Origin of the sequence: Streptomyces chryseus (genome assembly GCF_014650755.1) — a bacterium.
Lineage (GTDB): Bacteria > Actinomycetota > Actinomycetes > Streptomycetales > Streptomycetaceae > Streptomyces > Streptomyces chryseus.
On the sequence record NZ_BMVO01000003.1, the window covers coordinates 400,201 to 426,917 of the forward strand.

General features: G+C 69.8%; 24 protein-coding genes and 1 pseudogene. 16 read left to right on the forward strand and 9 right to left on the reverse strand.

Features of this window, described 5'->3' with window-relative positions:
• Positions 1 to 83: 83 nt before the first annotated feature.
• Genes IE185_RS08695 through IE185_RS08710 form a run of 4 tightly spaced genes read right to left on the reverse strand, consistent with a single transcriptional unit; the run spans position 84 to position 4,911 of the window.
• Positions 84 to 1,079, reverse strand: a complete 996-nt coding sequence (locus IE185_RS08695) for an ABC transporter ATP-binding protein (protein WP_189714925.1) — start codon at positions 1,077 to 1,079, stop codon at positions 84 to 86.
• Entirely contained in the window at positions 1,076 to 1,993 is a 918-nt protein-coding gene (locus IE185_RS08700) for an ABC transporter permease (protein ID WP_138898425.1), read from the reverse strand. Before IE185_RS08700 ends, IE185_RS08695 begins: the two co-directional genes overlap by 4 nt.
• Positions 1,990 to 3,060 (reverse strand): ABC transporter permease, encoded by a 1,071-nt coding sequence (locus IE185_RS08705; RefSeq protein ID WP_138898426.1) that lies wholly within the window; start codon positions 3,058 to 3,060, stop codon positions 1,990 to 1,992. Before IE185_RS08705 ends, IE185_RS08700 begins: the two co-directional genes overlap by 4 nt.
• A 3-nt stretch (positions 3,061 to 3,063) precedes the next feature.
• On the reverse strand, positions 3,064 to 4,911 hold the full coding sequence (locus tag IE185_RS08710; protein ID WP_189714927.1) for an ABC transporter substrate-binding protein: 1,848 nt from the start codon (positions 4,909 to 4,911) through the stop codon (positions 3,064 to 3,066).
• Positions 4,912 to 5,221: 310 nt separating this feature from the next.
• Here IE185_RS08710 and IE185_RS08715 point away from each other — a divergent pair, with 310 nt between their 5' ends.
• The gene (locus IE185_RS08715; protein WP_138899086.1) at positions 5,222 to 5,836 is read left to right on the forward strand and encodes a hypothetical protein; all 615 of its coding nucleotides are present in this window, start codon (positions 5,222 to 5,224) and stop codon (positions 5,834 to 5,836) included.
• A gap of 100 nt (positions 5,837 to 5,936) precedes the next feature.
• Here the strand turns inward: IE185_RS08715 and IE185_RS08720 are convergent, their stop codons facing one another.
• The 4 genes from IE185_RS08720 to eccE all read right to left on the reverse strand — a co-directional run bounded on the left by IE185_RS08720 (position 5,937) and on the right by eccE (position 11,504).
• Positions 5,937 to 6,170: a DUF397 domain-containing protein gene (locus IE185_RS08720; RefSeq protein ID WP_138899087.1), complete on the reverse strand. Its 234-nt coding sequence runs from the start codon at positions 6,168 to 6,170 to the stop codon at positions 5,937 to 5,939.
• Positions 6,171 to 6,289: 119 nt separating this feature from the next.
• Positions 6,290 to 9,130, reverse strand: a complete 2,841-nt coding sequence (locus IE185_RS08725; protein WP_189714929.1) for an SCO5717 family growth-regulating ATPase — start codon at positions 9,128 to 9,130, stop codon at positions 6,290 to 6,292.
• 215 nt (positions 9,131 to 9,345) lie between these two features.
• Complete coding sequence (locus IE185_RS08730; RefSeq protein WP_138898202.1) at positions 9,346 to 10,185, reverse strand: hypothetical protein; 840 nt, start codon at positions 10,183 to 10,185, stop codon at positions 9,346 to 9,348.
• Positions 10,185 to 11,504 (reverse strand): type VII secretion protein EccE, encoded by a 1,320-nt coding sequence (eccE, locus tag IE185_RS08735; protein WP_138898203.1) that lies wholly within the window; start codon positions 11,502 to 11,504, stop codon positions 10,185 to 10,187. The genes IE185_RS08730 and eccE overlap by 1 nt, the downstream gene beginning before the upstream one ends.
• Before the next feature lie 295 nt (positions 11,505 to 11,799).
• Between eccE and eccB the strand changes: the two genes are divergently transcribed.
• The 15 genes and pseudogenes from eccB to IE185_RS08800 all read left to right on the forward strand — a co-directional run bounded on the left by eccB (position 11,800) and on the right by IE185_RS08800 (position 25,281).
• Positions 11,800 to 13,386, forward strand: a complete 1,587-nt coding sequence (gene eccB / locus IE185_RS08740) for a type VII secretion protein EccB (RefSeq protein WP_138898204.1) — start codon at positions 11,800 to 11,802, stop codon at positions 13,384 to 13,386.
• A gap of 205 nt (positions 13,387 to 13,591) precedes the next feature.
• Positions 13,592 to 13,903: a WXG100 family type VII secretion target gene (locus IE185_RS08745; RefSeq protein WP_138898205.1), complete on the forward strand. Its 312-nt coding sequence runs from the start codon at positions 13,592 to 13,594 to the stop codon at positions 13,901 to 13,903.
• A gap of 47 nt (positions 13,904 to 13,950) precedes the next feature.
• Positions 13,951 to 14,235: a WXG100 family type VII secretion target gene (locus IE185_RS08750; protein WP_138898206.1), complete on the forward strand. Its 285-nt coding sequence runs from the start codon at positions 13,951 to 13,953 to the stop codon at positions 14,233 to 14,235.
• Positions 14,236 to 14,453: 218 nt separating this feature from the next.
• Complete coding sequence (mycP, locus tag IE185_RS08755) at positions 14,454 to 15,665, forward strand: type VII secretion-associated serine protease mycosin (RefSeq protein ID WP_229843397.1); 1,212 nt, start codon at positions 14,454 to 14,456, stop codon at positions 15,663 to 15,665.
• Between the two features lie 49 nt (positions 15,666 to 15,714).
• A complete protein-coding gene (locus tag IE185_RS08760) occupies positions 15,715 to 16,062 on the forward strand; it encodes a hypothetical protein (RefSeq protein WP_138899222.1) in 348 nt (115 codons plus the stop codon).
• A gap of 42 nt (positions 16,063 to 16,104) precedes the next feature.
• Positions 16,105 to 17,697: a hypothetical protein gene (locus IE185_RS08765; protein WP_189714931.1), complete on the forward strand. Its 1,593-nt coding sequence runs from the start codon at positions 16,105 to 16,107 to the stop codon at positions 17,695 to 17,697.
• A 68-nt stretch (positions 17,698 to 17,765) separates the two neighbouring features.
• Positions 17,766 to 19,118 carry a type VII secretion-associated serine protease mycosin gene (gene mycP / locus IE185_RS08770; protein WP_229843398.1) on the forward strand — a complete coding sequence of 451 codons (1,353 nt, stop codon included), beginning with the start codon at positions 17,766 to 17,768 and terminating at the stop codon, positions 19,116 to 19,118.
• Between the two features lie 411 nt (positions 19,119 to 19,529).
• Positions 19,530 to 19,868, forward strand: a complete 339-nt coding sequence (locus tag IE185_RS08775; protein ID WP_138899599.1) for a hypothetical protein — start codon at positions 19,530 to 19,532, stop codon at positions 19,866 to 19,868.
• Positions 19,865 to 21,004, forward strand: coding sequence for a WXG100 family type VII secretion target (locus IE185_RS08780; RefSeq protein WP_189714933.1), 1,140 nt, complete (start codon positions 19,865 to 19,867; stop codon positions 21,002 to 21,004). Before IE185_RS08775 ends, IE185_RS08780 begins: the two co-directional genes overlap by 4 nt.
• Before the next feature lie 661 nt (positions 21,005 to 21,665).
• Positions 21,666 to 21,953 (forward strand): annotated as a pseudogene (locus IE185_RS34150) (DUF6317 family protein); the annotation flags it as partial.
• A 37-nt stretch (positions 21,954 to 21,990) separates the two neighbouring features.
• Positions 21,991 to 22,875, forward strand: coding sequence for a putative T7SS-secreted protein (locus tag IE185_RS08785; protein WP_229843399.1), 885 nt, complete (start codon positions 21,991 to 21,993; stop codon positions 22,873 to 22,875).
• Between the two features lie 224 nt (positions 22,876 to 23,099).
• Positions 23,100 to 23,264 (forward strand): hypothetical protein, encoded by a 165-nt coding sequence (locus tag IE185_RS33020; RefSeq protein ID WP_229843400.1) that lies wholly within the window; start codon positions 23,100 to 23,102, stop codon positions 23,262 to 23,264.
• A 37-nt stretch (positions 23,265 to 23,301) separates the two neighbouring features.
• Positions 23,302 to 24,009, forward strand: a complete 708-nt coding sequence (locus IE185_RS08790) for a hypothetical protein (RefSeq protein WP_138898883.1) — start codon at positions 23,302 to 23,304, stop codon at positions 24,007 to 24,009.
• 50 nt (positions 24,010 to 24,059) lie between these two features.
• Complete coding sequence (locus IE185_RS08795; RefSeq protein ID WP_189714934.1) at positions 24,060 to 24,719, forward strand: hypothetical protein; 660 nt, start codon at positions 24,060 to 24,062, stop codon at positions 24,717 to 24,719.
• Between the two features lie 145 nt (positions 24,720 to 24,864).
• Positions 24,865 to 25,281: a hypothetical protein gene (locus IE185_RS08800; RefSeq protein WP_138899588.1), complete on the forward strand. Its 417-nt coding sequence runs from the start codon at positions 24,865 to 24,867 to the stop codon at positions 25,279 to 25,281.
• A 122-nt stretch (positions 25,282 to 25,403) separates the two neighbouring features.
• Here the strand turns inward: IE185_RS08800 and IE185_RS08805 are convergent, their stop codons facing one another.
• Entirely contained in the window at positions 25,404 to 26,717 is a 1,314-nt protein-coding gene (locus IE185_RS08805; protein WP_189714936.1) for an SUKH-4 family immunity protein, read from the reverse strand.

Here is a 26,717-nt window from a genome sequence, read left to right on the forward strand (position 1 = left end):
TCCGGGGCCCGGGGCGTGCCCCGGTCCGGGAAGGGGCGGGGGAAAGCCCCGCGCAGCGCCACGGCCCCCGCCACGCCGGGTGTTCACGCCGGTGGGACCGGGGACGGGGACGGGACCGCCGCTCCCACCCGTACGCACGCCGCCCGGCGCCCCACCCCCGCCTCCCGCAACGCCTGGTCCTGCGTACCGCACTCCTCCAGGGCGACCGGGCAGCGCGGATGGAACGTGCAGCCGGGCGGAAGCGCCGACGGGTCCGGGGGGTCGCCCGGCAGGCCGCGCGGGGCCCGCCGCGACGCCGCGTCGCCGATGCGGGGGAACGCCGCCGACAGGGCCAGGCCGTACGGATGCCGCGCGTCTGTGAAGACCTCGTCCGCCGGGCCCTCCTCGACGACCCTCCCGGCGTACATCACCGCGAGCCGGTCGCACGTGTCGGCCAGCACCGACAGATCGTGGCTGATCATCAGCAGGCTGATGTCCTGGTCGGCGACCAACTGCTCGATCAGCCGCAGGATCTGCGCCTGGATCATCACGTCCAGCGCCGTCGTCGGCTCGTCCGCGACGATCAGCCGCGGATCGCACGCCAGCGCCATCGCGATCATCACGCGCTGCCGCTGTCCGCCCGACAGCTCGTGCGGATACGCGTCGGCCCGCCCCGCCGGCAACCCCACCTGCTCCAGCAGATCACCGGCCCGCCGCCGCGCGGCCGCCGCCGTCGCCCCGCTGTGCAGCAGCACCGGTTCCGCGATCTGCTCCCCGACGCGGTGCACGGCGTTCAGCGAGTGCATGGCGCCCTGGAAGACGATCGAGGCCCCAGCCCACCGTACGGCGCGCAGCCGCCCCCACTTCATGGTGAGCACGTCCTCGCCGTCGAGGAGGATCTCCCCGCTCAGCCTCGCCGACGCCGGCAGCAGCCGCAGCAGCGCCAGCGCCAGTGTCGACTTGCCGCAGCCGGACTCGCCCGCGATGCCCAGCTTCTGGCCGGCGGACAACGTCAGGTCCACCCCGCGCACGGCGCGCGTCCCGGCGCCGTACGTCACGTGCAGATCCCTGATCTCCAGCAACGGGCCCTGTGTGCTCATCGGGTCGACACCCCCAGCTTGGGATTCAGGACGGACTCCACCGCGCGCCCGCACAGCGTGAACGCCAGCGCGACGGCCGCGATGGCGATGCCGGGCGGCGCGAGGTACCACCAGTGCCCCGACGAGACCGCGCCCGCCTCCCGCGCGTCCTGGAGCATGCCGCCCCAGGAGACGACGTCCGGGTCGCCCAGACCGAGGAAGGCCAGCGTCGCCTCGGTCAGGATGGCGTTGGAGATGCCGAGCGTCGTCTGGGCGAGGACCAGCGGCATGACGTTCGGCAGGACGTGGCGGCTCATGATGTGCCCGTGGCCGCCGCCGAGCGCCGTCGCCCGTTCGATGTACGGACGGGACTCGACGGCCAGCGTCTGCGCCCGCACGAGACGGGCCGTCGTCGGCCAGCTCGTGACGCCGATCGCCAGGATCACCGTCCACACGCTGCGCGACATCACCGTGGCCAGCACGATCGCGAGCACCAGCGTCGGCATCACCAGGAACCAGTCCGTGATCCGCATCGTCACGGTCGAGAACCAGCCGCCGAAGTGTCCCGCGAGGATGCCCACGAGCGTACCGATGGCGACCGACAGCGCCGCCGCCATCAGCCCGACCGTCAGGGAGATCCGCGCGCCCCAGATCAGCAGGCCGAGCAGCGAGCGGCCGAACTGGTCGGTGCCGAGGGGGAACGCGCCGCTCGGCGACTCCAGCGCCGCCCCGGGCGCGTTCGTCACACTCTGTACGTCGCTGCCGACGAGCAGCGGCGCGGCCAGCGCCACCAGGGCGATCACGGCCAGGGCGCCGAGTCCGAAGAGGCCCGCCCGGTGTGTGCGGTACGCGCGCCAGAACCGGGCCACGGAACCGCGGCGGCGGGCCCAGGCCAGGGAGGAGGCGGTCTGAGCGGCAGTCGAAGGCACAGTCATCGGCCCACCCGGGGATCGAGCAGCGGATAGAGCAGGTCGGCGAGGAGGTTCATCAGGATCATCGCTCCGGCGAAGACCACGAACAGCCCCTGTACGAGCGGCAGGTCCGGCACGCTCAGCGCCTGGTAGAAGAGGCCGCCGAGCCCCGGCCAGGAGAAGACCGTCTCGACGAGGATCGAGCCGGCCGCCACATGGCCGAGGTTGATGAACACCATGGTGACGGTCGGCAGCAGGGCGTTAGGCACGGCGTGGTGACGGCGCACCAGGTCGTCGCGCAGCCCCTTCGCGCGCGCCGTCGTCAGGTAGTCGCTGCCCATCTCGTCCAGCAGTGAGGCCCGCATGACCAGCAGCGTCTGCGCGTACCCGACCGCGACCAGGGTGACGACCGGCAGCACCATGTGGTGCGCCACGTCGGCGACGTACCCGAAGCCGGTCTCGCCGCCCGTCTCCATGCCGCCGGTGGGGAACATGCCGGGGATCGGGCCGATGCCCACCGAGAAGGTGATGATCAGCAGCAGCCCCAGCCAGAACGACGGCACGGACCACAGGGTGAGGGCCACGCCGGTGTTGACCTTGTCGCCCAGCCGGCCGTGGCGCCACGCGGAGCGCGTGCCGAGCCACAGGCCGAGCACGGAGTAGATGACGACGGCGACGCCGGTCAGCAGCAGCGTCGCGGGCAGCTTCTCCGCGATCAGCTCGCCGACCGGCGCGTGGAACTGGTACGAGGTGCCGAGATCCCCGCTCAGCGCCTTGGCGCAGTACTCCGTGAACTGCTGCCACACCGGCAGGTCGAGGCCGAACTGGCGCCGCAGCGAGGCCAGTTGCTCGGCGGACACCTGGCGGCCGTGCGTCATGGTGCGCACCGGGTCGCCAGGAATGATCCGGAAGAGGAAGAAGCTGGTGACGAGTACGGCGAAGAGCGAGACGGCCGCGCCGCCGAGCTTCCCGGCGACGTACGTCAGATAGGCACGGGCGGAGCGGGCGCGGGGGCCGGACGGCCCGGTCTTCACCGGGACCGGGCCGTCGGCCGCGCCCTCCACGAGGGGGGTGGAGCTTGTAGTGCTCATGTACTACTCACGGTCTTCCGCGGTGGAGCGGCGGCGCGTGGCGACGAAGACCACGAGCCCGGCGGCGAGGACGACGGTCGTGACGATGCCGATCACGAGGCCGGTGGAGGAGCCGCTTCCGCCGGAGGTGTCGTCGACCTCGGCGGGCACGGCGGACCACCAGCTCCAGTAGCCGTCCTGACCCCAGAGGTTGCCGCCGGACTCGGGCATTGTCGTGATCGCCCTGATCTGGTCGGTACGGTACGCCTCGACCGCGTTCGGATACGCCATGACATTCATGTATCCGGTGTCGTAAAGCCGCGACTGCATCTGCTTGACCAGATCGGCCCGCTTGGCCTGGTCGTACTCCGCCGTCTGCTGCGCGTAGAGCTCGTCGAACTTCTTGTCGCAGATGAAGTTGTCCGTCGCGCCGGTGTCCTTGGGCGTGGACGGCAGCGCCGCGCACGTGTGAATGGAGAGGACGAAGTCGGGATCGGGGTTGACGGACCAGCCGTCGAAGGCCAGGTCGTACTCGCCGGCCAGCCAGGGGTCGGAGACGTTGTCCAGGCAGTCGACCTTCAGCCCGATGCCGAGCTCTCCCCACCACTCCTGCATGTACTTGCCGATGGCCTTGTCGTTCGGGTCCGTGGCGTGGCACAGGATGCGGAAGTCGAGCGGCCTGCCGTCCTTGCCGACGCGCTTGCCCGCCTTGTTCTTCTTGTAGCCCGCCTCGTCGAGGAGCGCGGCCGCCCTGGCCGGGTCGTACGCGATCCGCTGATCGGCGTCCGGCTTCCAGTGGTACGCCGAGAAGCGCGGCGGGATGTAGCCCTGCCCTTCGACCGCGTGGCCCTGGAACACCTTGTCGATGATCGTCTTGCGGTCGGTGGCGGCGAAGAGGGCCTGGCGCACCTTGGGGTTCAGCAGCGCGGGATGCCCGTCGCCGAACTTCTTGCCGTCCTTGGACCTGGCGCCCGGGTTGGTGGCGAGCGCGTAGAAGCGGCGGCCGGGGGCGTCGTTCACCTTGATGTTCTTGGCCTTGGCGAGGGACGCGGCCTGGGCGGGGGTGAGGTTGGACGCGAAGGACACCTCGCCCTTCTGCAGGGCGGCGACGGCCGCGTCACCGTCCTTGTAGTACTTGAGGACCAGTTCGTCGAACTTCGGGGCGCCGCGCCAGAACTTCTGGTTCGGCTTGAACTTCACGTACTGGTCGACCTTGTAGTCGGTGAGGATGAAGGGCCCGTTGCCGACGATCGGGAACTTCTTGTCGTTGTTGAACCTCGCGTAGTCGCCGACCTTCTCCCACTCGTGCCTGGGCAGTATCGGCACATCGAGGGCGGCCATGGTCGCCTGCGGCTTCTTCAGCTCGATGACCAGCTTCGTCGGGCTGGGGGCGGTGACCTTCTTGAAGTTGGCGACGAAGCTGCCGTTGGCGGTGGCCGCGCCCTCGTCGGTCATCATCGTGTTGAACGTCCAGGCGGCGTCCTCGGCGGTGGCCTGTTTGCCGTCGGACCACGTGGAGTTCTCGCGGATGGTGTACGTCCACGTCAGCTTGTCCGGGGACGGCTCCCACTTGGTGGCGAGGCCCGGGATCGCGTGGTTGTCCTTGGCGTCGTAGTTCGTCAGGTTCTCGTAGATCAGCCGGTGGACGGTGGTGGAGACCAGCCGCTGGGCCAGGAACGGGCTGAGGGAGTCGACACTCTGCGAGACCGCGACGGTCAGCGTCCGCTGCCCGTCCGCCCGCGCCTGCCGCGGTGCGGGATTCAGCGGGGTCGCGGCCGCGGCGGTCAGGGCCAGGGCGGTGGCGCCGACGGCGAGCAGGGTGAGGGCTCGGGGGGAGGGACGGGCAGTGCGCGGAACTGTGGTGGTGTCCATAGGACTTTGACCTCGCGTCATCACTCGCACGGAGAAGGCGTGTTGATCACTGATGTCCAGCTCGTGAGCGAAGGTCTACCAGCGCTGGTCCGGCCGAGTCAACGATGTCAAAAACCCCGTGTGTACTGCGGGAATACCCGGCCCGACGGCAACGAGAGCGTGTCGCGGGGGTCCTTGCCGCCCTCATTGGTCTACACCCCTGACGCCTGCCTGGTGAGGGTCTGGCGGAGACTCGGATCGTCCCGCGGCCCGGGCGGTGCGGTTTGGTAATTTGGGCAGCTTCTGCTTCTGCTTCTCGGGGGACCCCTTCATGAGCCAGCCCTGGCAGCCCCAGTACAACCCGGGCCACCAGCCACCCGTACCCCAGCAGCCGCCTGGGCCCCCGCAGGGGTTCGGGGCCCCGCCGCCGGCGGCGCCGGGACCGTTCCCGCCGCAGCCGGCCTATCCGCAGCAGGGGCCGTACGGGCCGCAGCGGAGGTCGGGCAACCCGGTGGGCGCGTTCTTCCTCGGGTTCCTCGCCTCGGTCGTCGTCTCGCTGGTGTACAGCGGCATCGTCTACGCCACGTACCAGGACCAGTCCGAGAACACCGTCTACGTCCTGTACGTGCTCCACGCGCTTGTCAACGGAGCCGCCGTCGGCGCGCTGGTCGGTCTGGTGGGCCACCGGCGGACCGGCGCCCACATCGGCGGCGCCGTCGTGGCCGTGCTCGGCGCCTTCTTCGGTTTCACGAACGCCGTGGTGTTCGTGACCATGGACGCCGGATGGTTCGCCTTCCGGAACATGATGCAGGCCGACGCCCTGATCCCGGCCAAGGCCTGGTGGGGCAACGGGGGCGACAGCTGGCCGATCAGCCTGCTCGGCCTCGTGGTCGCCGCTGCGGCGGCCTGGGGCCTCGCCCACCTGGTCGGCAGAACCCGCCGCTGACACCTTCGGCGCGCTTCCGACACGACTTCGCCCCGCCGGATCCCGTCCGGCGGGGCGAAGCGCTGTCACGACCCGGGCCCTCGGACGAGGTCAGGTCAGGTCACGTCAGGTCGAACTCACCGTCGCGCGCTCCGAGCACGAACGCCCGCCATTCGGCCTCGGTGTACCGCAGGACCGTCTCCGGATCCACGGACGACCTCATCGCGACGGCCCCCTCGGGCAGGTACGCGATCTCCACCCGCTCCTCGTGCTCGCTCGTGCCGGGCGCGCTGTGCCACTCGACGCCGGAGATGTCGAGGGCGTACAGCTCTTCCTTCTCCTGTGCGCTCCCCATGGTGAAACTCCCTTTCGGCATCGGGCAGGACGTCGTTCGGGCATCTTAGGCCGACACAACGGGCCTTGCGCACAAGCATCTTGTAGTAACTCACCCGTACGAGGGACGGCCCCCCGGTGCTACTGGGTCCAGCCGGGGCCGGGCTGTTGCGGGTTCTGCGGCGGGGCCGGTGGCTGCTGCTGCCAGCCCTGCCCCTGCGGAGGCTGCTGCTGTCCGGGCTGCTGCCAGCCCTGCCCGGGCGGGGGCGCGGCGCCGGGATGCTGCTGGGGCGCGTAACCCTGCGGGGGCTGCTGCTGCGGGATCTGGTGAGGCTGGGGGCCCTGCTGCTGCGGGGCGAAGCCCTGGCCCTGCTGGGTGCGGGCGATGTCCTCGGCCACGAGGGCCGAGAGGTGGAAGTACGCTTCGCGGGTCTTGGGCCGCATCATGTTCAGGTCGACCTCGGCGCCGGCCGCCAGGTGCTCGTCGAAGGGCACCACGACGACGCCGCGGCAGCGGGTCTCGAAGTGCGCGACGATGTCGTCCACCTTGATCATCTTGCCCGTCTCGCGGACCCCGGAGATCACGGTGAGCGAGCGCTGCACGAGGTCGGCGAAGCCGTTCGCGGAGAGCCAGTCCAGCGTCGTCGAGGCGCTGCTGGCGCCGTCGACGGACGGCGTCGAGATGATGATCAGCTGGTCGGCGAGGTCCAGCACCCCCCGCATCGCGCTGTAGAGCAGGCCGGTGCCCGAGTCGGTGAGGATGATCGGGTACTGCCGGCCCAGGACCTCGAGCGCGCTGCGGTAGTCCTGGTCGTTGAAGGTGGTGGAGACCGCCGGGTCCACGTCGTTGGCGATGATCTCAAGACCGGACGGCGCCTGCGAGGTGAAGCGGCGGATGTCCATGTAGCTGTTCAGCTGCGGAATCGCCTGCACCAGGTCGCGGATGGTGGCGCCGGTCTCGCGCCGTACGCGCCGGCCGAGGGTGCCGGCGTCCGGGTTCGCGTCGATCGCGAGGATCTTGTCCTGACGCTCGGATGCGAGCGTGGCACCGAGCGACATGGTCGTCGTGGTCTTGCCGACGCCGCCCTTGAGGCTGATCACCGCGATCCGGTAGCAGGACATCACCGGCGTACGGATCAGCGCCAGCTTGCGCTGCCGCTCCTCCTCTTCCTTCTTCGCGCCGAGCTTGAAGCGGGACGGGCCGGAGTTGTTCTTACGGGCCTTGGGCTGGTTGCGCAGCAGCCGGTCAGAGGAGAGCTCGACGGCGGCGTTGTAGCCGAGCGGGGTGCCGGGCGCGGCCTGCTGCTGCGGGGCGCCGGCCTGCGGTCCCGCCGGGGCGGTCCAGCCCTGGGAGCCGTACGCGGCGGGGGACTGCTGCTGGGGCGCCTGCTGCTGCGGGTGCTGCTGGTACTGGGGCTGCTGGGCCGGCGGCTGCTGTTGCTGCGGGGGTACGGGCTGCCCCGCCTGCGGGTAGCCGTAACCCGCCTGCTGCGGCGGGTAGGTGTAGCCGGGCTGCGGCTGCTGCGGAGGCTGCGCGTGGACGGGCTGCGGCTGCGCGGCCTGCGGGTGCGGCTGCTGCGGGTGCGGCTGCTGTACGGGCTGAGGCTGCGGCTGGGGGGCTTGCGGCGCCTGCGGGTGGGGCTGCTGCGGGTAGCCGGGCGCGGGCTGTCCGCCCTGCGCGGGGTACCCGGGGTGCTGCTGCGGGACGGGCTGCTGCTGGGGCAGCGGCTGGGCCGCGCCGAACGTGCCCTGCGGCGGGGCCTGGTGCTGCGGCTGGGGCTGCTGGGGGAAGGGCTGCGGGTAGCCGTACCCGGCTGCCGCGGCGGCCTGCTGGTCCGGGTGTCCCGCCTGCTGCGGCACGCCCTGGGCCGGCTGCTGGGGGTAGCCGTATCCCGCCGCGTGCGCGGCCGCTGCCGCCTGCTGGTCCGTCTGCTGCGGGGCGCCCTGGACCGGCTGCGCGGCGGGCTGGTAGCCCTGCGGCAGCGGAGGCAGCTCCTGGGCGCCCTGCGGCTGAACCTGCGCCGCCGGCTGGGGCTGGGCGGGTGCCGACGCCGGCGCTGCGGCGGGCTCGTCCGCGGTCTCGCCGTTGTCGCCTTCACCGTCGGCGTCCACCGGGGCGGCGGCTGCCTCGCCGTCGTGCTGGGCCTCGGACTCGCCCGTCGCGGCCTCGCCGCCCGGCTCCTCCGCGACTTCCTCGTCGTCGTCCGGGCTGCCGAAGAGCGCTGCGGCCTCGGCATCGGCGGCGGCGTAGTTGGGCTCGGGGATCTGCTGGGCGGGTTCCGCCTGCTGCTCCTGCTCGGGTACGCCCGCCTCGGGGGCCGCGGCCTGGGGCGCGTCGTCCTGCGCGGCCTCGCCGACCGGACGCAGTACGGGGAAACCGGGAGCGGGAACGGCCGCCGGGGCCGGGGCCTGGGGAGCCGGCGCCTGCTGCTGCGGGTAGCCGTAACCACCGGAGGCGTCCTGGCCGGACTCCGGGGCGCCGGGCGCCGGCTGCTGGGGCGTCGGCTGCTGCTGCGGGGCCACGGGGGCGGGCTGCTGCGGGGCGGCCGGAGTGGGCTGCTGGTGCGCGGGCTGCTGGGGGTATCCGTACCCGCCCGGGGCGGCCTGCTGCGGGTACCCGTAACCACCGGCCTGCTGGGGCGCGCCGGGCCCCGGCTGCTGCGGGAAGCCGTAGCCGCCCGCGCCGTACGGGTCCGGCTGCGGCGCGCCCTGCGCGAACGGCTGCGCCGGGGCGGGGGCCTGCGGGGCGGGCGGTCCCGGCTGGGCGGGGCCGCCCTGACCGAGCGGCGGCCCGGTCGGCGGCGGCGCGGACGCGGGTCCGGCGCTGCCCTGGCCACCCTGCGCGGAGCCACCCCGCGTGCTCTGGTCGTACCAGGCAGGAGGCTCGTAGACGATTTCGAACTCGCCGGTGAGATCCAGCTCGCGGTCGTCCCCGTCCGAGGACTGGCCGCCGCCGTCGTACTCGGACCGATCCCTGTTCACTGCGTTGCCTCCTGGTCAGCCACTGCTGCTGAATGCGTCGTCGCGGTCGTGCGGATGGGTGGCGCGTCCTACGCGGCTGCGACGTTCACCGCATCACCAGAAGACTAATCTTTCGCCCCACGGTACGGAAAAGCGCCCTTGCGTGCGGACCCGCTCCGTTGTTCCCCCGGCGCCCCGCCCGTTCCACGCCCGTCCACGACGCCCGGCGCGTGCCCTCAGTCCAGGCGGCGGGCCATGCCGAGCAGACCCGTCTCCGCGTCCGTGGGCTCGGTCATGACGTACTTGCGATGCTTGCGCGTGCACCACAGGGCGACGTTGTCGGACAGTGTCGGCAGCATCTCGAGGTGCTCCGCGGGGATGCCGAGCGTCTCCCGTACGACCTCGGTCTCCTGGGGCGAAATGCGCTGGATCCCGACCAACTGCGCCTGCGCCAGCCAGCGCGGGGCGTGCTCCCCGACGAACGGCAGCACCGTCACCACCGCCTGCCACGGCAGCGACGTCACCCGGCCGCGCGGCGGACGCACACCGCAGTCGCGGATCAGCACCACCGGGCTGGACACCGAGGGCCCCTGGGCGGGCACCCGGCCCACCGGATAGACGGTCATGCACTGCTGGCCGCCGCCCGCCGCCTGCGCGAGCTGCTGCCAGGCCTGCGGACGACCGGTCTCGACGGCCACGCGGGCCCCCGTCGCGGCCGAGCGCAGCGCCAGTACCTGGGCGATCCACAGACCGCCCACCACGACCACGTCGAAGGGGGTGGGCCGGGCCAGGCCGAGCACCGCCGGCTGCGACTGCGTGTCGGTGCCGATGACGACGCCGTCGTCGCCGATCGGCATGCTGATCGCCGCGATCTCCTCGGCGGTGACGACATGGCGGTTGCGGCGCGGGCCGCGCAGCCCGAACCCGGGGCTGAAGATGCGCCGTTGCTGCTGGGGCGTCTGTGGCCGGACGATCGGGATGAGACCGGTGTCGGTCGGCGAGGCGACGTGCGCGGGGGTGCGGGCGGGTTCCTGGCCGCGCTGCCCCTGGCTCATGGTCGGTGCGGGGTAGGACATCAGGAGGTACCTCCGAGCGGCAGGGTGGCGAGTGCTCCGGGGACCTGTTCCCGGTCGAGGCGCACGAGGCCGACCTTGGACGCGCTCGCGGCACGCTCCAAGTCCCGGCGGACCTGGTCCAGTTCGTTCTCGCCCCGGCCGGTGATGCGCACGTGTCCGGTGACGGAGATCCCGCGGTTGCCCGCCTTGCTCAAGGTCATGCTGAACGTCGTCGCGAGGACGGGCAGCGAGGTGAACTGCGTGATGAGGCGCGGCAGTGCGACACCACTGTCGCCCAACTGCGGCCAGCGGGAGATCCAGTACGTGGAGTGCCACCGGTCGTCGACCCGCCAGCTGCGCACCGACTCGACCGTACGCCGCTGGGCCGGCCGCCCGTCCTGGCCGCGCTGGGCGTTGGCCCGGGGGTTGAGGCAGCTCGACGTCGCGAGCGCCTGTACGAGTTCGTTCTCGTCCAGGATGGTCGCCCGGAAGCCGGCTCCGGCCAGTCGGCTCGCCAGCTGGTCCGCGACGCGCAGCAGCGCGCGCTGGGCGCCGGGGACGCCGTCGCCGCGCGCCTCCACCGCCTCGGGGCACAGTTCCGGGTCGAGCTTGAGGGCGACCCAGGTGAGCCGCAGCGCGGGAGAACCGGCCTGGGCCTGGAGAGGCCCGTACGACCGGGCGGCGACGGACTGCTGGGGCAGGTGCGGCGCGGGGGCCGGCTGGGTGTGTTGCACGACCTGCGCGGAGGCGAGCCTGATGCCGTCGACCTCCAGGGCGTCCTGGACGAGCTGGAGCGGCAGTTGGCGGCCGGCGAACCCGGGCCGCAGCGGCTCGTCGCCCGGCTGCACGAAGAGCACGGCGGTCAGGAAGGACCCGTCGCCGATCATGCCGATCGAACGGTCGTCACGGGAGACGAAGGTGTACGTCCGCAGGGCCGGGTCGCACTCCACCGTCGGGGCCAGCAGCGGGTCCGTACCGGGCGGGACGGGCAGCTGGGCCTCGCGGCGGCGGCGCTTGAGGGCGCGCGTCGTCTCGTACCACTCGGGCAGCGGACGGTGGTGCCGGCGCAGGATCGCCAGGAGCAGCAGCAGCGCGGCCACGGCGCCCGCCGGGGCCAGCAGCCAGCGCTCGGAGGTGACCCAGGCGGCCAGCATCACGGCGGCCGCGAGTTCGACCAGGATGAGCTGCTGCAGCCGCAGCGGTCCCAGGCCGCCGGGGTGGGGCAGCGTGCGCGGCGCCGCCAGGGTGCCGGTGGCCGCCGGGGCCGGGGCGGCTCTGCGGCCACGGCCCGGTTGCTGCTGTGCGCGGCGTCCGCGCCGAGTGCTCGTAGCGCTGCTCATCCCCCGGGAGATCCCTTTCGCGAAGTGGTGGCCCTCGTCGGTGCGGATCCGTCTCGCGGAACGCGGCGACGGGGCCAGGGGCCACAATTGCCCACGTCAGTCGTGCGAGTGGTCACGGTACCCGTTGATGAACACGGGGCGACACAGGTGCCGGGCTACGAACATGGCACAGGGCTGTGAAGATGCGGCGGGGACCGCGCACCTGGTGGATCACGGTCGTGCGGCGCAGTGCATAGTAGGTGGCCTGTTCGGCTCAAGTAGCCTTCACGCACGACCAAACGGGAGAGCCAGGACCATGGCAACGCGTCGGGATGAGCTCGCCGCCTATACGTTCGCTCGCAAGCGCACCGTCGCAGCGTTCCTGGCACCTTCGCCCGGTGGCTCCGACGAGGGCGCGCCGCGTCCCATCCGTACGGTGATGCCCAGCTTGGCGGTGGGTGTCGTCCTGGTGATCGGCTTCATCGCCTGGGGTGTCATCAAGCCGTCGGCGCCCAAGGGCTGGGACACCCCCTACGAGCACATCATCGTCGACAGCGACTCCACCACGCGCTACGTGGTCGTCAAGGACAAGGCGGCGAACGGCAAGCAGGTCCCGACGCTGCACCCCGTCCTGAACTACGCCTCCGCCAAGCTCCTCCTGGACAAGGGCAAGGGCAGCGTCATCGAGGTGCCGGGCAAGGAGATCGACAAGAGCGGCATCCCGCACGGCGCGACGCTCGGCATCCCGTACGCCCCCGACCGGCTGCCCACCAAGGAGGACGCCGAGCAGGCGAAGACCTGGGCGGTCTGCGAGCAGCCGGCCCCGGGGTCGAACACCGCCATCGACCGCGCGGTCTTCGTCCTCGACGAGGAGGACGCCAAGTCGGTCGGCGGCACGGGGAAGGTCGACGCGCGCGAGGCGCTGTACGTCGTCGACACCAGGACCAGGGCGGAGTACCTCGTCGACGGCAAGGGCAACGCCTTCGTCCTGGGCGGCTCGGCGGGTCTCAACGACACGGAGATGCAGCAGCTGCGCGCCTCCGTCGTGGGGTCGACGGCCAAGCCGCAGCCGGTGAGCACGGAGTGGGTGAGGACTCTCAACCCCGGCGGCGAGATCTCCTTCCCCACGGTGGAGGGCATCGGGGAGCGCACCACGCTCCAGCAGCTTCCCGCCGAGGCCACGACGGTCGGCCGGGTGCTCAAGGCGGAGGAAGCGCAGGGGCACCAGTACTACGTCGTGCTCAAGGACCGGATCGCGTTGATCTCGCCGTTCGTCGCCGCCCTTCTCATGGACTCGCCGTCCGCCTCGAAGGCGTACGGGGACGAACAGGTCGCCGCCATCAAGGCCGAGACCTCGGCCATCATCGGCGCCAACGGCGGCATCAGCGAAGCCTTCTACGACGACAAGGGCTGGCCGCACGATGTCCCGCGGCAGGCCAACCCGGCGGCGACGGCGACCGAGGCGGCCCGTACCACCTCGTGCAGCGTCTTCAGCGGAAGCATCGGAGCGGACGCGAAGCCGAAGCTCGCCGCCTGGGCGGGCGCCGCGTACCCCAAGAAGGTCATCGCCGACTCGCTGAACGCGTACGTCTCCTCGGGCTCCGGTCTGCTCTTCCAGGAGGTCGCGGGTGCGGCGGAGGGCGGTGGCGCGACGTATCTGCTGACCGACACGGGGCTGCGCTATTCGCTGCCGTCGAGCAACGACAGCGCGGCCGACAAGACCGGCACCGGCACCGGCGCCTCGTCCTCGTCGGAGGACGGGGCGAGCGAGACGGACAAGGCGCGCACGCGTCTGGGATACGAGAAGGTCAGTCCCACCGCCGTGCCCCAGCCGTACGCCGAGTTCATTCCGAAGGGGCCGATGCTGGACACCGGCAGCGCCAAGCAGCCGCAGAGTCAGTGACCCCAACGGGCATAATCAGGGCGGCACTTGGTGTTGTCGATCACAGGGCCGTCGCGCGTGTGTGTGAACTCTGTAACTGATAACCGCCACATGTGGATGTGTGACGGACGGGCGATAGAGTGTTTGCAGCGCTCACTGATATGACGCTTATCCGGGGAGTGGTACAGGCTTCCCGGACCATCAACGACATGGGGGAAGGTTCACCATGGCCGGGCAGTTTCGGGTAACAGAAGATGAGCTGACCAGGCTCTCGGGCCAGATCGCCACCGTGAATGGTCAGATCCAGGGCGAGATCCGCCGTCTCGACGGCGTGATCAGCCAGATCGCGGGGGGCTGGCAGGGCCAGGCGGCCAAGTCGTACCACGAGCTCCAGAACCGGTGGAACGAGGATGCCAAGAGGATGAGCGACATCCTCAACGACATCAAGGAAGCCGTGGACTCCACGCGGAGCAACTACACCGCGTCGGAAGAGCAGCAGAACGCTGAAGTCAGCAAGATCATGTCCGACTTCGGCTGAGCAACTCTCCCCGACCCGCCACGACTTCTTCCTGAAAGGGAGCGACGATGTCGATTCTCGTCAATTACGCCACCATCACCAACGCGTCCACGGACGTCAAGAACACCGCCGGCCGTATCAAGCAGCAGCTCGACGACGTCGAGGCGGCTGTCCGTCGTGTCGCCTCCACCTGGGAGGGTGAGGCGCAGGAGGGTTACCAGCGCAAGCAGCGCGACTGGGACAAGACGGCGGCCAACCTGCACGCGACGCTGATGAAGATCGCCGCGGCGCTGCAGAACTCGGCGGAGAACTACCAGGCCACCGAGAAGAGCAACGCCAACACCTGGGGCTGATCCGCTCCGAGGCAAGACGAGTTGGGGCGGCCCGGCCGACGCCACGGCGTCCGCTGGGCCGACCCACTTCTGCGACAAGACCAGAGCTCCGGCCTTCCGGACCGGAGCGAGAAAGCCTGGGGAGCCTGAACATGGGGGTCCTGACACCCCGTCCGCGTAGGCGCACGAGTGGAACCCGCGCACTGCAGCGGGCCTGTGGCGTGCTCGCGATCGCGGGGGTGTGTCTCACGACCGCCCCACCGGCAGCGGCCACGGCCCCTCCGGCCCCCACCCGTCTCGCGGACGCCGACAAGCCGTCCTTCGGACTGACCTCCAGCTCCGAGTGCACGTTCGGCGGCAAGACCATAAGGTCCACGCCGTGGTCGCTCCAGCGCGTACTCCTGCGCCAACTGCGGGAGCAGGCCACGGGCGAGGGCGTCACGGTCGCCGTGATCGACACCGGCGTCGACGACTCCAACCCGCAGCTGCGCGGCGCGATGGCCCCGGGCGGCAAGGACTACGTCGGCAAGTCGAAGGACGGCACCGACGACATCGAGGGCCACGGCACCCGGGTCGCGGGCATCATCGCGGCCCGGCCGTTCCCGGGCACCGGCTTCGCGGGCATCGCCCCGAAGGCCAAGATCCTGTCTCTCCGCTACACGGGCGGGGAGGAGGAGCAGGGCGACTCCGGGACGATGTCCGCCGCGATCCGCGACGCGGTCGCCAAGGGTGCGAAGATCATCAACATCTCGTCCGACACGGCGAACAAGAAGGACAACGGTCCGCTGCGCGCCACGGTGAAGAACGCGGTGGACGCCGGCGTCCTGATCGTCGCGGCATCCGGGAACGACGGCGCCGACGGCAAGTCCGCCGACACCTACCCGGCGTCGTACCCCGGTGTCCTGGCGGTGGCGGCGTCCGACCGCAACAACGAACGGGCCTCCTTCTCGCAGGCCGGCGACTTCGTCGACATCGCGGCGCCCGGCGTGGGCATGGTCTCGACCGTCCCCAAGGGCGGCCAGTGCACGGCCGACGGCACGAGCTTCGCCGCCCCGTATGTGGCGGGCGTGGCGGCGCTGCTGAAGGAGAAGCACCCGAAGTGGACGGCCGCCCAGATCGCCACCCGCATCCAGGAATCCGCCCAACGCCCCGGCCTCGGCCCGAACCGCTACCTGGGCTGGGGCGTGGTCGACCCGGTAGCCGCCCTCTCGGACGACGCCACCCCGGGCACCCGCCCGCAGGAGGACCCACCGGCGCCCGCGGGCACGACCGACGTGATCCCCATGGCGGTGACGATGGGCGAGACGGAAGCGGAACAGGAGCGCCGGGTCGCGATGTACGTGGTGGGCGCGGGCCTGCTGCTGGTACTCCTGGCGAGCGGGAGCGGAATCGCGGTGCGGGACTGGCGCAACAAACGCGCCAGGCAGTCAGGTTCGCCCGGGGCATTGTGAGCGCGTGGGTGCAGGAAAACGTTGAAACACAGGGGAGAGGACACGGGGTATGAGCGACGGAATGCGGGTGGATCTGAGTGCACTGGATGAGGTCATCCGGAAGCTCTGGGGTCTGCTCGACGACATGGACAAGGCCGGCGGCAAGGTGACGTACTCGACGAACGTCCCGAGCAATGCGTTCGGTAGCGAGAGGTTCCTCGAGTCGAACGACCTCCACCTCGCTCACGAGCAGATGAAGACCAAGATCGAGGGATTGATCAAGGGGCTGCACGGCCTGATCGACGAGTTCGGCAAGAGCGCCTCGAAGGTCCGGGACAAGTACAACGAGCAGGAGCACGCCAACAAGCACGGGATGGGCGGCGACTCTGGGCCGGCCAAAAAGGGTGCTTACGCGTAAACGACCTCAGGCATCGGTCACAAACGGAGGGGATGGACGAACATGGGGTACGGCTACCGGCCCACACCCGAGCAGATTGAAGCGCAGCAGAGGCAGCATCAGCAGCGCATCAAGGACGACCACGACGAGAAGCTCGAAGAGCAGGCCAACGGGGGCAAGACCAGTTTCGACCGGAACGCTCTCAGGACGCAGTTCATGCAGGAAGGCATTCCTGAACTGCGCAAGATGATCCTGGACTCGGATCCGGATGCCATCTACGAGGCGAGCCTGAGCTGGAAGCAGGTTCACAACATCCTCTCCGGCGGCGACGGCGACGGTGCGAGCGGCGGCGTGGACGCTGTTTCGTCCAAGGACAGCGTCGCCGGCATGTTGCAGACGGCCGTCGACAACGTGATGGAGCACTGGGAGGGTGACGCTGCCCGCGCGTTCCAGCGCAAGGCTGGAGAGATTACCCAGAAGGTGGTGAACGGCGGCGCCTTCGCCAACCTCGCCTCTGCGCAGATGGATGCTGTGCAGAAGGACCTGCGAGCGGCCAAGGAAAAGATGAGGGACGTCAAGGTTCCCTCCGGCTGGGACAGCTTCTGGAACAAGATGGGCGACTCCGGCGGCCGCGACGACGCCATGCTGAAGGAGGACGTCAAGAACGGCGTCAGCGCGGACGCCGCGCGCAAGGCCAACGAGGAAATGCTGTCTGCGGGCAAGGAAGCGCAGCTGCAGGGTGTTGCCGTCATGGAGAGCTTGGCGGCCAACTACCAGGTCTATGCGAAAAACCTCAATCGCCAGGCCGTCGATAACCCGAGGGATCCGTTCCAGCCCCCAAGCAATGATGTGACGATGCCGCCCCCCATTACTATGCCGAGTCCTTCCGGCAGTGCTCGCCCGGGTGCGGTAGGGGCAGCTCCCAAGCCTTGGAGCGCCGGCGGAACCAGCCAGATCGGCGCGGCCCCACAGGTTCCGCGGGCGAAGGGCATTACCGGCGGTGCCGTGCTCCCGCCCACCACGGGAACGAACGTGGACAGCATCAAGCCCGGGCTCACTGGCCCCGGCCTTAGCCCTGGCCCTGTCAGCGGTGGAGGCGGCGGTGGTGGAGGCGGAGCTATGCCGCCCGGCGGCATAGCTCCTATTGGAGGACCTGGTCTCGGCGCTGGCGGCGGACGCAGCGGCATCGGTGGTCCGGGAGGCAGGATCGCCCCAACTGCGCGCAGCGGTATCGGAGCCCCCGGGAGCCGGTCCGGTTTGGGCGGCCCGGGAGGCGCCGGAGCCACCCGCGGTACCGGAGGTCGAGCTGGCATGGGCGGCATGGGCGGCGGTGCCGGGGCCGGCGCAGCCGGTCGAAGTGGCGCTGCAGCGGGCGGCCGGGGAGCCCTTGCAAAGGCGCGAGGTGGCGTAGTCGGTGCGGCCAAGGCGCCTACCGGTAAGGGCACAGGTGCCGGTGCGGGCCTGCACGGCAGCCGCGGTGGATCACAGCGCGGCGGTATGGCAGGTGGTATGGCCGGCGGCATGGGCCGAGGCAACGGCAGGCGCCCCGAGGACGAGAACAGCAGGGGAGAGCGTCCCGACTACTTGGTCGAGGACGAGGAGACCTGGATCTCGGAGGAGGACCGCAAGCGCAACGTGCCGCGGAACATCGAGTAGGCACACGCGCGGCCCGAGTGGCAAGCTGCCAGCGGTCCGCGTTTGCAGGCTGGCGTAACCAGTCGTAGTTGAGTGAGGAGCAAGGAATGGGTGTCAAGCGAGTCTGGTCCACGACAGGAGTCGTGGCGCTGACAGGAGCCTTGCTCCTCACTTCAGCCCCTGCAGCATCAGCGGACTACATCCGCGACCAACAGTGGACGTTGGACGCATTCAGTGTGGAAAAGGTGTGGGCCGAATCTGAAGGCCAGGGCGTCACAGTCGCTGTCGTCGACACGGGCGTGGACCCAACCCACCCGGATCTGACCGGGCAGGTGCTGCCGGGGAAAGACGTCACGGTAGGAGGGAACGCTCATCAGGATGAGGCTGGGCACGGCACAGGGATGGCAAGCCTCATCGCTGGTCATGGTCACGGGGAGGGTCGCTCAGCCGGTGTAATGGGATTGGCTCCTAAGGCTAAGATCTTGCCGGTGCGCGTCATGCGCGCAAGCAAAGATGACGTCGTCGACGAGAGACGCTGGGCTGCCGGTATTCGCTATGCGGTAGATAACGGTGCATCGGTCATCAACCTTTCGTTTGTTGACGACCACGCAAACCCCACCACCGAAGCGGCGAAGGCCATCGCTTACGCGCAGAAGCGCAACGTAGTAGTAGTCGCGGGCGTTGGTAACGATGGTGATGCCAGGGTGATGTACCCCGCTGCGCTGCCGGGGGTCGTCGCTGTAGGAGCTCTAGACCGGTCGAGCCAATTCTGGGACAAGTCAAACTTCGGCAAGGGGATCACTTTGACCGCGCCGGGAGAGAAGATTCTAAGAGCTGACCCAAGTCGCTCGTCAGGGTACGCGGAAGCGGACGGTACCTCTGACGCAACTGCTCTCGTCTCAGCCACTGCTGCTTTGGTGCGCTCCAAGTACCCTGATCTGACGGCTGGCCAGGTCATCAACCGTCTGATCAAGTCCACGACCTTCCTCGACCACGACGTCAAGAAGGTGCCCGACGAGGAGTTCGGCTACGGAGTGATCCGTCCCTACCGCGCGCTAACGATGGACATTCCAAAGGGCCCCAAGGAGGGCCCCCTCCCGCAAGCCCCCGCGTCCACGTCCTCGAAGGCCGCCAGCGGCTCTGAAGGCGGTAGCAGCACGACGAACCAGGCCAAGAAGAAGACCAAGTCCTCCTCCGGCACCATCCTCGTCATCGCCGGTATCGCAGGCGTACTCGTGATCGGTGGCATCGTCTTCGCTGTGATCCGCAGCCGTGGAAATAGGGGCAGCGGTGGCGGCCCCGGCGGCGGAGCGCAGGGGGTTGGTTACCCGAACCAGCCGGCGTATCCCTCCGCCCAACAGCCCTACCCCGGCTCACCTCACGGCCAGGCACCCCAGCACCAAAATCCCTACGGCCAGCACCCCCCGCACCAGGGGCAGTAAGCCGTACGCCCAAAAGTGAGCCCGTCGTGTCCGCCCCCTCAGGGCATGCACGACGGGCTCAGTCGTTTCTGAGGTCAGCCTCGACCAAGCCCCCGCACCACAGATGTCCCTGCGCTCCCATGCCCAACGCCCGCCCGTCCCGGCGGACGAGCAGGCCGATGGCCACCCCCACCTGGACGACGCGGCGAGCGTCGCGCAATCACCCATCCCCACCACAGCCAGTAGGCCAAGACCATGTCCCGAGCGGCGGCTTGATCGTTGGGCCGATCGTGGGAGTGCGGGGCCGGTACGGGGGCGTGGGCGGTCGGTCACACGAGTCAACATGGGCGGCTGCACGCCGAGTCGCGCACTCTCCGGGCCGGGGCATCCACCGGCCCGCAATTCCGGAGCCAATTCGAATGAGAGTCGCACGTGGCTGACGACGCGCCGTTCTACGCACAGGACGCAGGCAGGAAACTTGCTCGCGATTTCGAGTCTCGGGCTTACGACTTACGTGCGCACCTGAAGAAGTTCATCGACGAGACGGGAGAGGAAGCCATCTCGGACGGATTCGGCCTCCTGACCGAGTCCGACCAACTGAGAACCGAATACGTCGGCTATTCCTCGGACGCCACTGCTGCCCTGAACCTGGTGCACAAGTACCTGGACGCCGTGGCTGATTCCCTGCGAAAGGTCCACCGCGACACCGAGTTCACCGACGAAGGTGTCGCGGTGCTCTTCGGTGCGAAGGGCGACGGTGGCAAGAAGTGAGCGGAAACGAGTCGGTGGGTGAGGAGCTCGTCGAGCTCGGGATCGAGCTCGTCAATCCCGGCGGCAGGCCGGAGGAGCTCCGACAGGCCGCCAAGGCGTGGCGTCGCCTGCAGAAGGAGGTCGCAGGCGCGGACGGGTTGCTGAAGGCACTCGACAGGAACGTCGAGGACGTCGTGGGGGACACCTGGCGCGGCCCCGCCGCCGAAGCGTTCAGGGACCACTGGCGCGAGATGAAGGCGCAGGTCGAGAAGGCGACGGAGCAGTACGACGAGATCGCCAGGCAGCTCGACGAGGCCGCCGATTCGATCGAGCAGGTGAACTCGGAGATCCACGACATCTACGTCGAGATCGGCGTCTCGATCGGCGTCGGCGTAGCCCTGTCCTTCGTCACGCTCGGCCTCGGAAGCGCGGCGGCAGCGGCGAACGTCGCGAGGCTGGCCGGGCAGGCCATCAGCCTCTCCGAACGCCTCGGCCGGCTGTTGCGTGGCATCGCCGCAGCGATGCGTGCGTACCAACGGTCGACGAAGCTGGCCAAGTTGCTGGTGGACTTCGGTGTCAACTGGGCCGGGAACACCTTCACGACGGTCGCCAGCGACGTGGCGACAGGTGAAGGACTCGATGCCGGGAGCCTCGGCAAAGCGACTTGGCAGGGAGGCGTCGCGTCGCTCGCAGGTACGCCGATGGGCTTGGCCGGGGCGGGTGGGGCGAACGCCCTGCTGCGAAACCGTGGCATGAGTCAGCTGGGAATCCGAGCCTCGGAGAACATCGTGGGTGGGGCAGTGGGCAACGTCGCGGGCGGAGTCGCCGTCGACGGAGTATCCCGGGTCACGGGCAGCGAAAAGCCGGAGTGGCTGAAGAATGCCGTGGTCAACGCCGCAGGAGGTGGTGTCGGCGGCGCCGGCGGAGTAGGCATCGGAGCCATGTCGCACCGTCGCTTCCAAGCGGCGGGCAGCCCGACCGTCCCTCCGGTGACCCCCGACGCGACGAACCCGTCCACAAGCACTCGCCAAGAGGGCGCCCCGCGCCCCGCAGCCAACGCCCGGCCGGATGGAGCAGGCGGATCGGACGGAGCCGGCGAACCTCCTGCAACGGGGACGACATCGCGCCGACGAAGCATCAGGGACGACTTCGGGTGAGCGGCCCGCGCCCACTGCCCCGCTTCTGCGGGCGCAAGTAGTCGTTCTCCACGGCGCGTTCCGTGACTCCACGGACCCGGAAGCGGTACGGCTCGACACCCCCGGCCCGTCTCGTGACCGCACGCCATGACGCGCTTACGACCACCACCTTCGTACGTCGACGGTGGTGGCCGTAAGCCCCCGACACGACACCGAGCTTCCGGTGGGCGCGCAGCGCAGGGTCGACGACCCCGACAGCCCCCGCGCCACCGGGAGCTTTCCGCTGCCCGCCCCCGAGGGCTCGAAGGGCCGGTACTCCTCACGTTCGTCACTCGACTCGTCACACGTCGTACGGCGACAAGCCCGGTCACAAGTTCTCCACGGAACCCGTCGCGGGCTGCTGCGACTTTGCGATGGCGAAGGTCGTAGGGTGTTGGGTGACTTATGGGGAGGGTGTGATCAGAGGGGCTGAAGTCCGCCTCCTGGCCACCAGGGGTGAGTACGGCCCGCTCCGCACCCCTGCGGAACCTGCCCGGGAAGCATCGGGAAGCGTCGGAGAGCCTGTACGCCGCCCGGCCCGCTGAGCTGGCCGCCGGGTGCGCTTCGCTGCCATCCTTCGGGGCTGCTCCCAGAGTCGCCTGTCAGTGATGAGTCGGTAGTCGATGAGGGAGAACTCCGGTCCATGGGGGATCATTTCAAGGCAGACACGGATCAGCTGGGGGAGTTCCTCAAGACCCTCGAGGGCTGCGTCCGCGATCTCGATGAGGCTCGTGCCGCTCTGGATCACGTCCGCGCCGATCAGATCGGTACGAAGCGACTCGACGAGGCGTGTGACGGATTCCAGGAACGCTGGAAGTACGGGTCCGAACAGACCAAGAAGATGATCGACGCCATCAGCGAGGGCGTGAAGTCGAACAAGAAAGGCTACGAAGAGGTCGAAAAGGCCTTGGAGAAAGCCTTCAACGACATGGCTCAGGAGTCCACCTCGGGTGGAAGGGCGCGAAGTAATGGCCGTGGATCCCTATCCCAACCTCGGGTGGAACCCGGTTCCCGGCATACCGAGCGAAGTCAACGCTCTGAAGCAGAAGGTCACCACCGCCGCCACCGCACTGCGCACGTGCCACACCCAGCTCCAGAAGCTCATCGGTGAGAGCAGCTACTGGGAAGGCGACGCGGCCAAGGCGTTCCGCGAGGCGATAGACGGCGAGCTGCCGACGTACATCAAGAACGCCGCACGGTCACTGGAGAAGGCCAGCTCCCAGCTGGGGAACTGGGACGGCGATCTGACGGCCAACCGCGACCTGGCGCAGAAGTACGACGCGGCCGCCGCCGAGAAGAAGTCCGCCGCCAACACGGCCAAGGACCGGCACGACAAGGCGGGACAGCATCCCGACCTCAAGCTCGCAGGCCAGCAGTTCGGCACCCAGGAAGAGGCCGACGCGGCCACGGCGCGGCTGCGGGCGGCCGAGCGCAGCCTCAACGAGGCGACGACCGCTCTGAACCAGGCCAACGGCGCGTACGACGACGTCATCACCAAGGCCAAGACGCTGGAGACCACGCACTCGGACAACGCCGAGACGGTCGCCAAGTCGCTCGACGACGCCACCGACAAGCTGGCGCCCAAGGAACCGGGCTGGCTGAGCAAGGCCGTCGACGCCATCTGGGACGGCATCAAGGCCGTCGGGGCGTTCCTGTACGAGCACGCCGGAACGATCGCCGGCATGCTGGCGCTCTTCCCGACGCCGCTGGCTCCGCTGTTCGCCGGCATCGCGGTCGTGACGAGCGCCGCGTCCATGTCCAAGAACCTCTCCGATCCGAAAATTCAGAAGCGACCTGTTCGGCGGCGGCAGTGGAATGGACATGTTCTCCGCATGGGCTTCCATCGCAGGTGACACGGTCGGCATGATTCCAGGCGGCAAGGCCCTGTGCATGGCGGCGAAGGAGGTGGCCGACGGCGTGGGCATGGCCAGCAGGATGGGCGTTGCCGTGTCGAACACGGAGCAGGCCGGCACGTTCGTCAAGGAAATCGTCCCCGGGTTCGCGAAGAACGCCTCGGACGAGGTCGCCGATGCGTGGCGCGCGGCCGGGGGAAACCGCCTCCGGGTCGGCGAAGCTGATGGGCGAGATCACCGCCAACGGCGTGAACGTGGCCGCGAACGTCGTGTCGTCCCTGGAAAGCCTGGGCGTGGTCGACAAGGAAGGCGGCGAGCACAACGCCGCGGAAGGCACCAAGGCCGCTGCCACCGCACACAGCATCGCGGGGCTTCTGGGATGGCTGTGAGCGAGCATGTCGCGGCAAGCGAGAATCGGGTTGAGAAGTGACTGAGCACTACGCGGATGTGGCGAGCGAGCCGCGGCCCGCCTTCTGGTACGGACTGCCGCACGGCTACCTGCGGTTGGATCCCGACCCGCCGTTCGAGCAGGTCGTGGCGCTGATCCAGCAGGTACTCAGCCTGCCCGACGAACTGCGTGAGCGTGCGGAAGAGGTTGTGCGGTTCTACACCGGCGTCGTGGGCCTGCTGAACGCCCAGCAGGTGCAGGGCTGCGCGATCGGGCTCCACCCGGACGAGACCGGCGGGGCCGTGTCCTCCGTACTCACCGTCTCGACCGTCCCGGCATCCGGGGTCAACGCCAAGCTGGTACTCGCCAGCATGGCCGGCACCGCCGCCGACAACCCCGACGAAGGCATGCGCCCGCTGGAACTGCCCTGCGGAACGGGCTTCATCGCCGAGAAGAAGCGGCGTACGGTCGCACCCGGCAGGCCGCCCGAGGGCGCCGGGGTCTCCCCGGAGGACGTCGTCTGGCAGGGAACGGTCGCGGTGACGGGCAGCGGCATGCCCGACATCGTGGTGGTGCAGCTGGTGACGGCGGCGGTCGACCTCGCCGACGACTACCGGAACGTGTTGCTCGGCGTCGCGCACACCCTGTCGTTCACCGACCTGTCGCCCCGGGACGAGCCGGGCGGTGACGGCGGCACGGGCCGGGGTTCCGCCGCTACGAACGCCATCAGGAACGACTTCGGATAGCCACGGCAGTGACCGAGACCACCGGAAGTGGCCGTAACCAAAGGAGACCCATGCCGGAAGCACCGCATGTTGAGCACTCGTCCGCGGCCGTGGACACGGAGGAGCTGCGCAAGCGCCTGACCTCCCGTGTGGTCAGGAAGTTCCTGGCGTACGGTGCGACCTTCGCGGTCATGGCGGTCGTTCCGCCGTTGCTGGTGCAGTCAGGAGCTTTCGACGGCACGTGGCACTGGCTCGTGAACATCACGGCGCCCTTCACGGGCATCGGCATCATGGGGCTCCTGGTCCTCCTCTTCTACAAGCTCCCGTCCGCCGTCGTCGTCACACGCGCGAGCCGGAAGGTGTTGCGCCAGTACTCCTTCGAAGAGTTCTGGCCGCACGTGGTGAAGAAGGACGGAAAGCGAGCCACCAGGGGGCGCCCCGAACTCACGCTCAGACTGAAGAACGCCGAAGGCACGAGGTCTCCGCTACTGCGCGTGCTCGAAGTGCCCAGTCGTGGCAGGCGGCGCGACCCGTGGCCGGAGGGCATCCAGAACGGCGTGTGGGTGGCGGGTGACCTGCCGTTCGGAGGCATCGCGTTCGTACCGAGCAGCGGCGCGCTGCTGCTCATGCACCCGGAGAAGTGGGACAGGCTGGCCTCGGAGCGCGAGTCGGCCGGTCCGGACCGTATCGCCCGGGCGGAGCGGGCGGGGCTCGCGCGCAGGGTCTTCTGACGTCCCGTCCGTTCGCCGGCCAGCTGCTACCCATCAGCCGCCCGCCCCCTCGCCCGCCCGCCTCTCCGTGCCTCTGTCCGGCGGCGAGTGCGCCGACTTGAGGTGGCGGGAGATACTGCGGGGACGAGAGGTGAGGAGAAGCGAGATGGCTCAGCAGCCCCAGAACCCCAAGGGACCCGATGCCGACCGCGGCGTGTGGGACGAAGCGCTCGACCCCGAGCAGGTCCGCTCATTGAACTCCGCGCTGCGCAAGCTCGCCGACGGTGGCGGCGCCGGCAAGGAGCTCCAGGACACGGCGAAGAACTTGCTGTCGGGCCGCCTCCAACTGCGCGACGCCCTGGACGACCCCACGGCGGTGCGCGCTCTGAGCGGCGGCCCCATGGCGTCGCTGCGCAACCAGTGGGAGTCGCTCTCCGAGGAGGAGCAGGAGCAGATCAGGCAGGGCGAAGCACCGGCGGGCGACGGCGCGCCTTCGGACCCGAGCGCGCCGAAGCGCGCCGAGGAGCAGCAGCCCCGCAAGAAGAGCCAGGGCCGGCACAGCGGCGGCTTCTCGCTGTACTGAGCACCCGTAGGCGCGGGACAGGGCATTCACAGTGGGGCTGGGCGGACCCGCCCGGCCCCACTGCGTTGTGCGCTTCCGTACGAGCTGGAGGTTTGGCGGCGGGCGCGAGGCCGGACCGCTGCTCAGAACAGCCCGTGCCACATCTGCTCGACGATCAGTGACCACCAGCCGTCGGGGTTCACCAGCGCCGTGGCGTCGATGGCCACCAGTTGCTCCTGCAGCTCCGCCACCGCCGCGCCCGCGGCCACCGGGTCGAGCCCCTGCATCCGCTCCCGGACGGTGGCGAGCAGGGCGAGGGAGCGGACGTACGCGCCGAGCGAGATGTTCACATAGCGGGGCGAGGCGGTGACGGGGTCGATCGCCCAGACGGCGCCGAGTCCGTTGGGCTCCGTCGAGCCGGGCAGGCACTGTACGGCGAGCACGGCGACGCCGTCCCAGCCGATGCGGGTGAGGTGCGCGAGTGCGGCGATCTTCTCCTCACCGGCCGGACTGCGGCGCACCCGCAGGTTGGTGGCCACGTCGGTGAACAGCCCGCCGGCGGGCGGAGCCTCGGGCCGGTCCGCGGCGAAGAACAGCGGCAGGTCGACGGGAAGCCCCGCCCACGTGAGCAACGACTGTGTGTCATGCGGCAGTGGTGTGGCCGCGAGGTCGTCGGCGTCGTAGCGGCGTGCGCCGTCGGTGCCGAAGATGTCGGTGAGGTGGCGACCGAGGGCCACGTCTCGCAACGGCTCGACGGGGGGCACGTGCGTGGGGGCGGGGATGCGGTGGGGGCGCGGCGGGGGCTGCTGGCCGGCGACCTGGTGCATCATCTCGACGTGCTGGACCAGCCCGGCGACGCCCTCGGCACGGGCCTCGGGGCGGGTGCCGTACGTCTGGCTGCAAGAGAGGCTGGCGTTCCGGTACGTGTGGAGCAGCTCGGCAGTGTATCCGCCGGGGAGCAGGCTGGGGCGCAGGTCGGTGTGGATCGCCAGCACGTTCTCGTTCGGCACGCCCATGCGCCGGAGCTCGGCCGCCGCCTGGTGCTCGGACGGCGGGAGACCAGGGCCGGAGTTGCGGAAGAGGGTCGTCTCCTCGCCGGTGGCCGGATCGGTGTAGGTGAAGACGGACGTGTTGCCGGGGCCGGTGATCGGACGGGCATCGGCGCCTGATCCGTCCCCGCCGTGCTTCAGCCGGTACATCCGCACGACCTCGTCGACCGGCACCGACGGCCACACCGTCAGCTCACCGGTACGCCGGTCCACGACCCCGCACGCGTCCCCGATCTCGGCCGGCGGCCGCCGCTCCCCGGTCTCCGGGTCCTGCTCCATCGGCGCGGGCGCGCCCCACACGACCCACCCGAGGTCGAACTCCCGCATCCTGACCTCGCGGCGTTCCCCCGCACCTTCGGGGTTCAGCCAACGGTCGGCGGTGGTGACCGCCTGCTCCTGGGTGGTCAT

Bases quoted from the DNA above. Each gene is read 5' to 3' on its own strand.
- IE185_RS08730 (WP_138898202.1), bottom strand. From the start codon at position 10,185: ATGTCCTACCCCGCACCGACCATGAGCCAGGGGCAGCGCGGCCAGGAA.
- IE185_RS08710 (WP_189714927.1), bottom strand. From the start codon at position 4,911: ATGGACACCACCACAGTTCCGCGCACTGCCCGTCCCTCCCCCCGAGCC.
- IE185_RS08785 (WP_229843399.1), top strand. From the start codon at position 21,991: ATGGCCGTGGATCCCTATCCCAACCTCGGGTGGAACCCGGTTCCCGGC.
- IE185_RS08750 (WP_138898206.1), top strand. From the start codon at position 13,951: ATGTCGATTCTCGTCAATTACGCCACCATCACCAACGCGTCCACGGAC.
- IE185_RS08700 (WP_138898425.1), bottom strand. From the start codon at position 1,993: ATGACTGTGCCTTCGACTGCCGCTCAGACCGCCTCCTCCCTGGCCTGG.
- IE185_RS08805 (WP_189714936.1), bottom strand. From the start codon at position 26,717: ATGACCACCCAGGAGCAGGCGGTCACCACCGCCGACCGTTGGCTGAAC.
- eccE (WP_138898203.1), bottom strand. From the start codon at position 11,504: ATGAGCAGCGCTACGAGCACTCGGCGCGGACGCCGCGCACAGCAGCAA.
- IE185_RS08800 (WP_138899588.1), top strand. From the start codon at position 24,865: ATGGCTCAGCAGCCCCAGAACCCCAAGGGACCCGATGCCGACCGCGGC.
- IE185_RS08720 (WP_138899087.1), bottom strand. From the start codon at position 6,170: ATGGGGAGCGCACAGGAGAAGGAAGAGCTGTACGCCCTCGACATCTCC.
- eccB (WP_138898204.1), top strand. From the start codon at position 11,800: ATGGCAACGCGTCGGGATGAGCTCGCCGCCTATACGTTCGCTCGCAAG.
- IE185_RS08765 (WP_189714931.1), top strand. From the start codon at position 16,105: ATGGGGTACGGCTACCGGCCCACACCCGAGCAGATTGAAGCGCAGCAG.
- IE185_RS08715 (WP_138899086.1), top strand. From the start codon at position 5,222: ATGAGCCAGCCCTGGCAGCCCCAGTACAACCCGGGCCACCAGCCACCC.
- IE185_RS08695 (WP_189714925.1), bottom strand. From the start codon at position 1,079: ATGAGCACACAGGGCCCGTTGCTGGAGATCAGGGATCTGCACGTGACG.
- IE185_RS08705 (WP_138898426.1), bottom strand. From the start codon at position 3,060: ATGAGCACTACAAGCTCCACCCCCCTCGTGGAGGGCGCGGCCGACGGC.
- IE185_RS08745 (WP_138898205.1), top strand. From the start codon at position 13,592: ATGGCCGGGCAGTTTCGGGTAACAGAAGATGAGCTGACCAGGCTCTCG.
- IE185_RS08760 (WP_138899222.1), top strand. From the start codon at position 15,715: ATGAGCGACGGAATGCGGGTGGATCTGAGTGCACTGGATGAGGTCATC.
- IE185_RS33020 (WP_229843400.1), top strand. From the start codon at position 23,100: ATGGGCGAGATCACCGCCAACGGCGTGAACGTGGCCGCGAACGTCGTG.
- IE185_RS08795 (WP_189714934.1), top strand. From the start codon at position 24,060: ATGCCGGAAGCACCGCATGTTGAGCACTCGTCCGCGGCCGTGGACACG.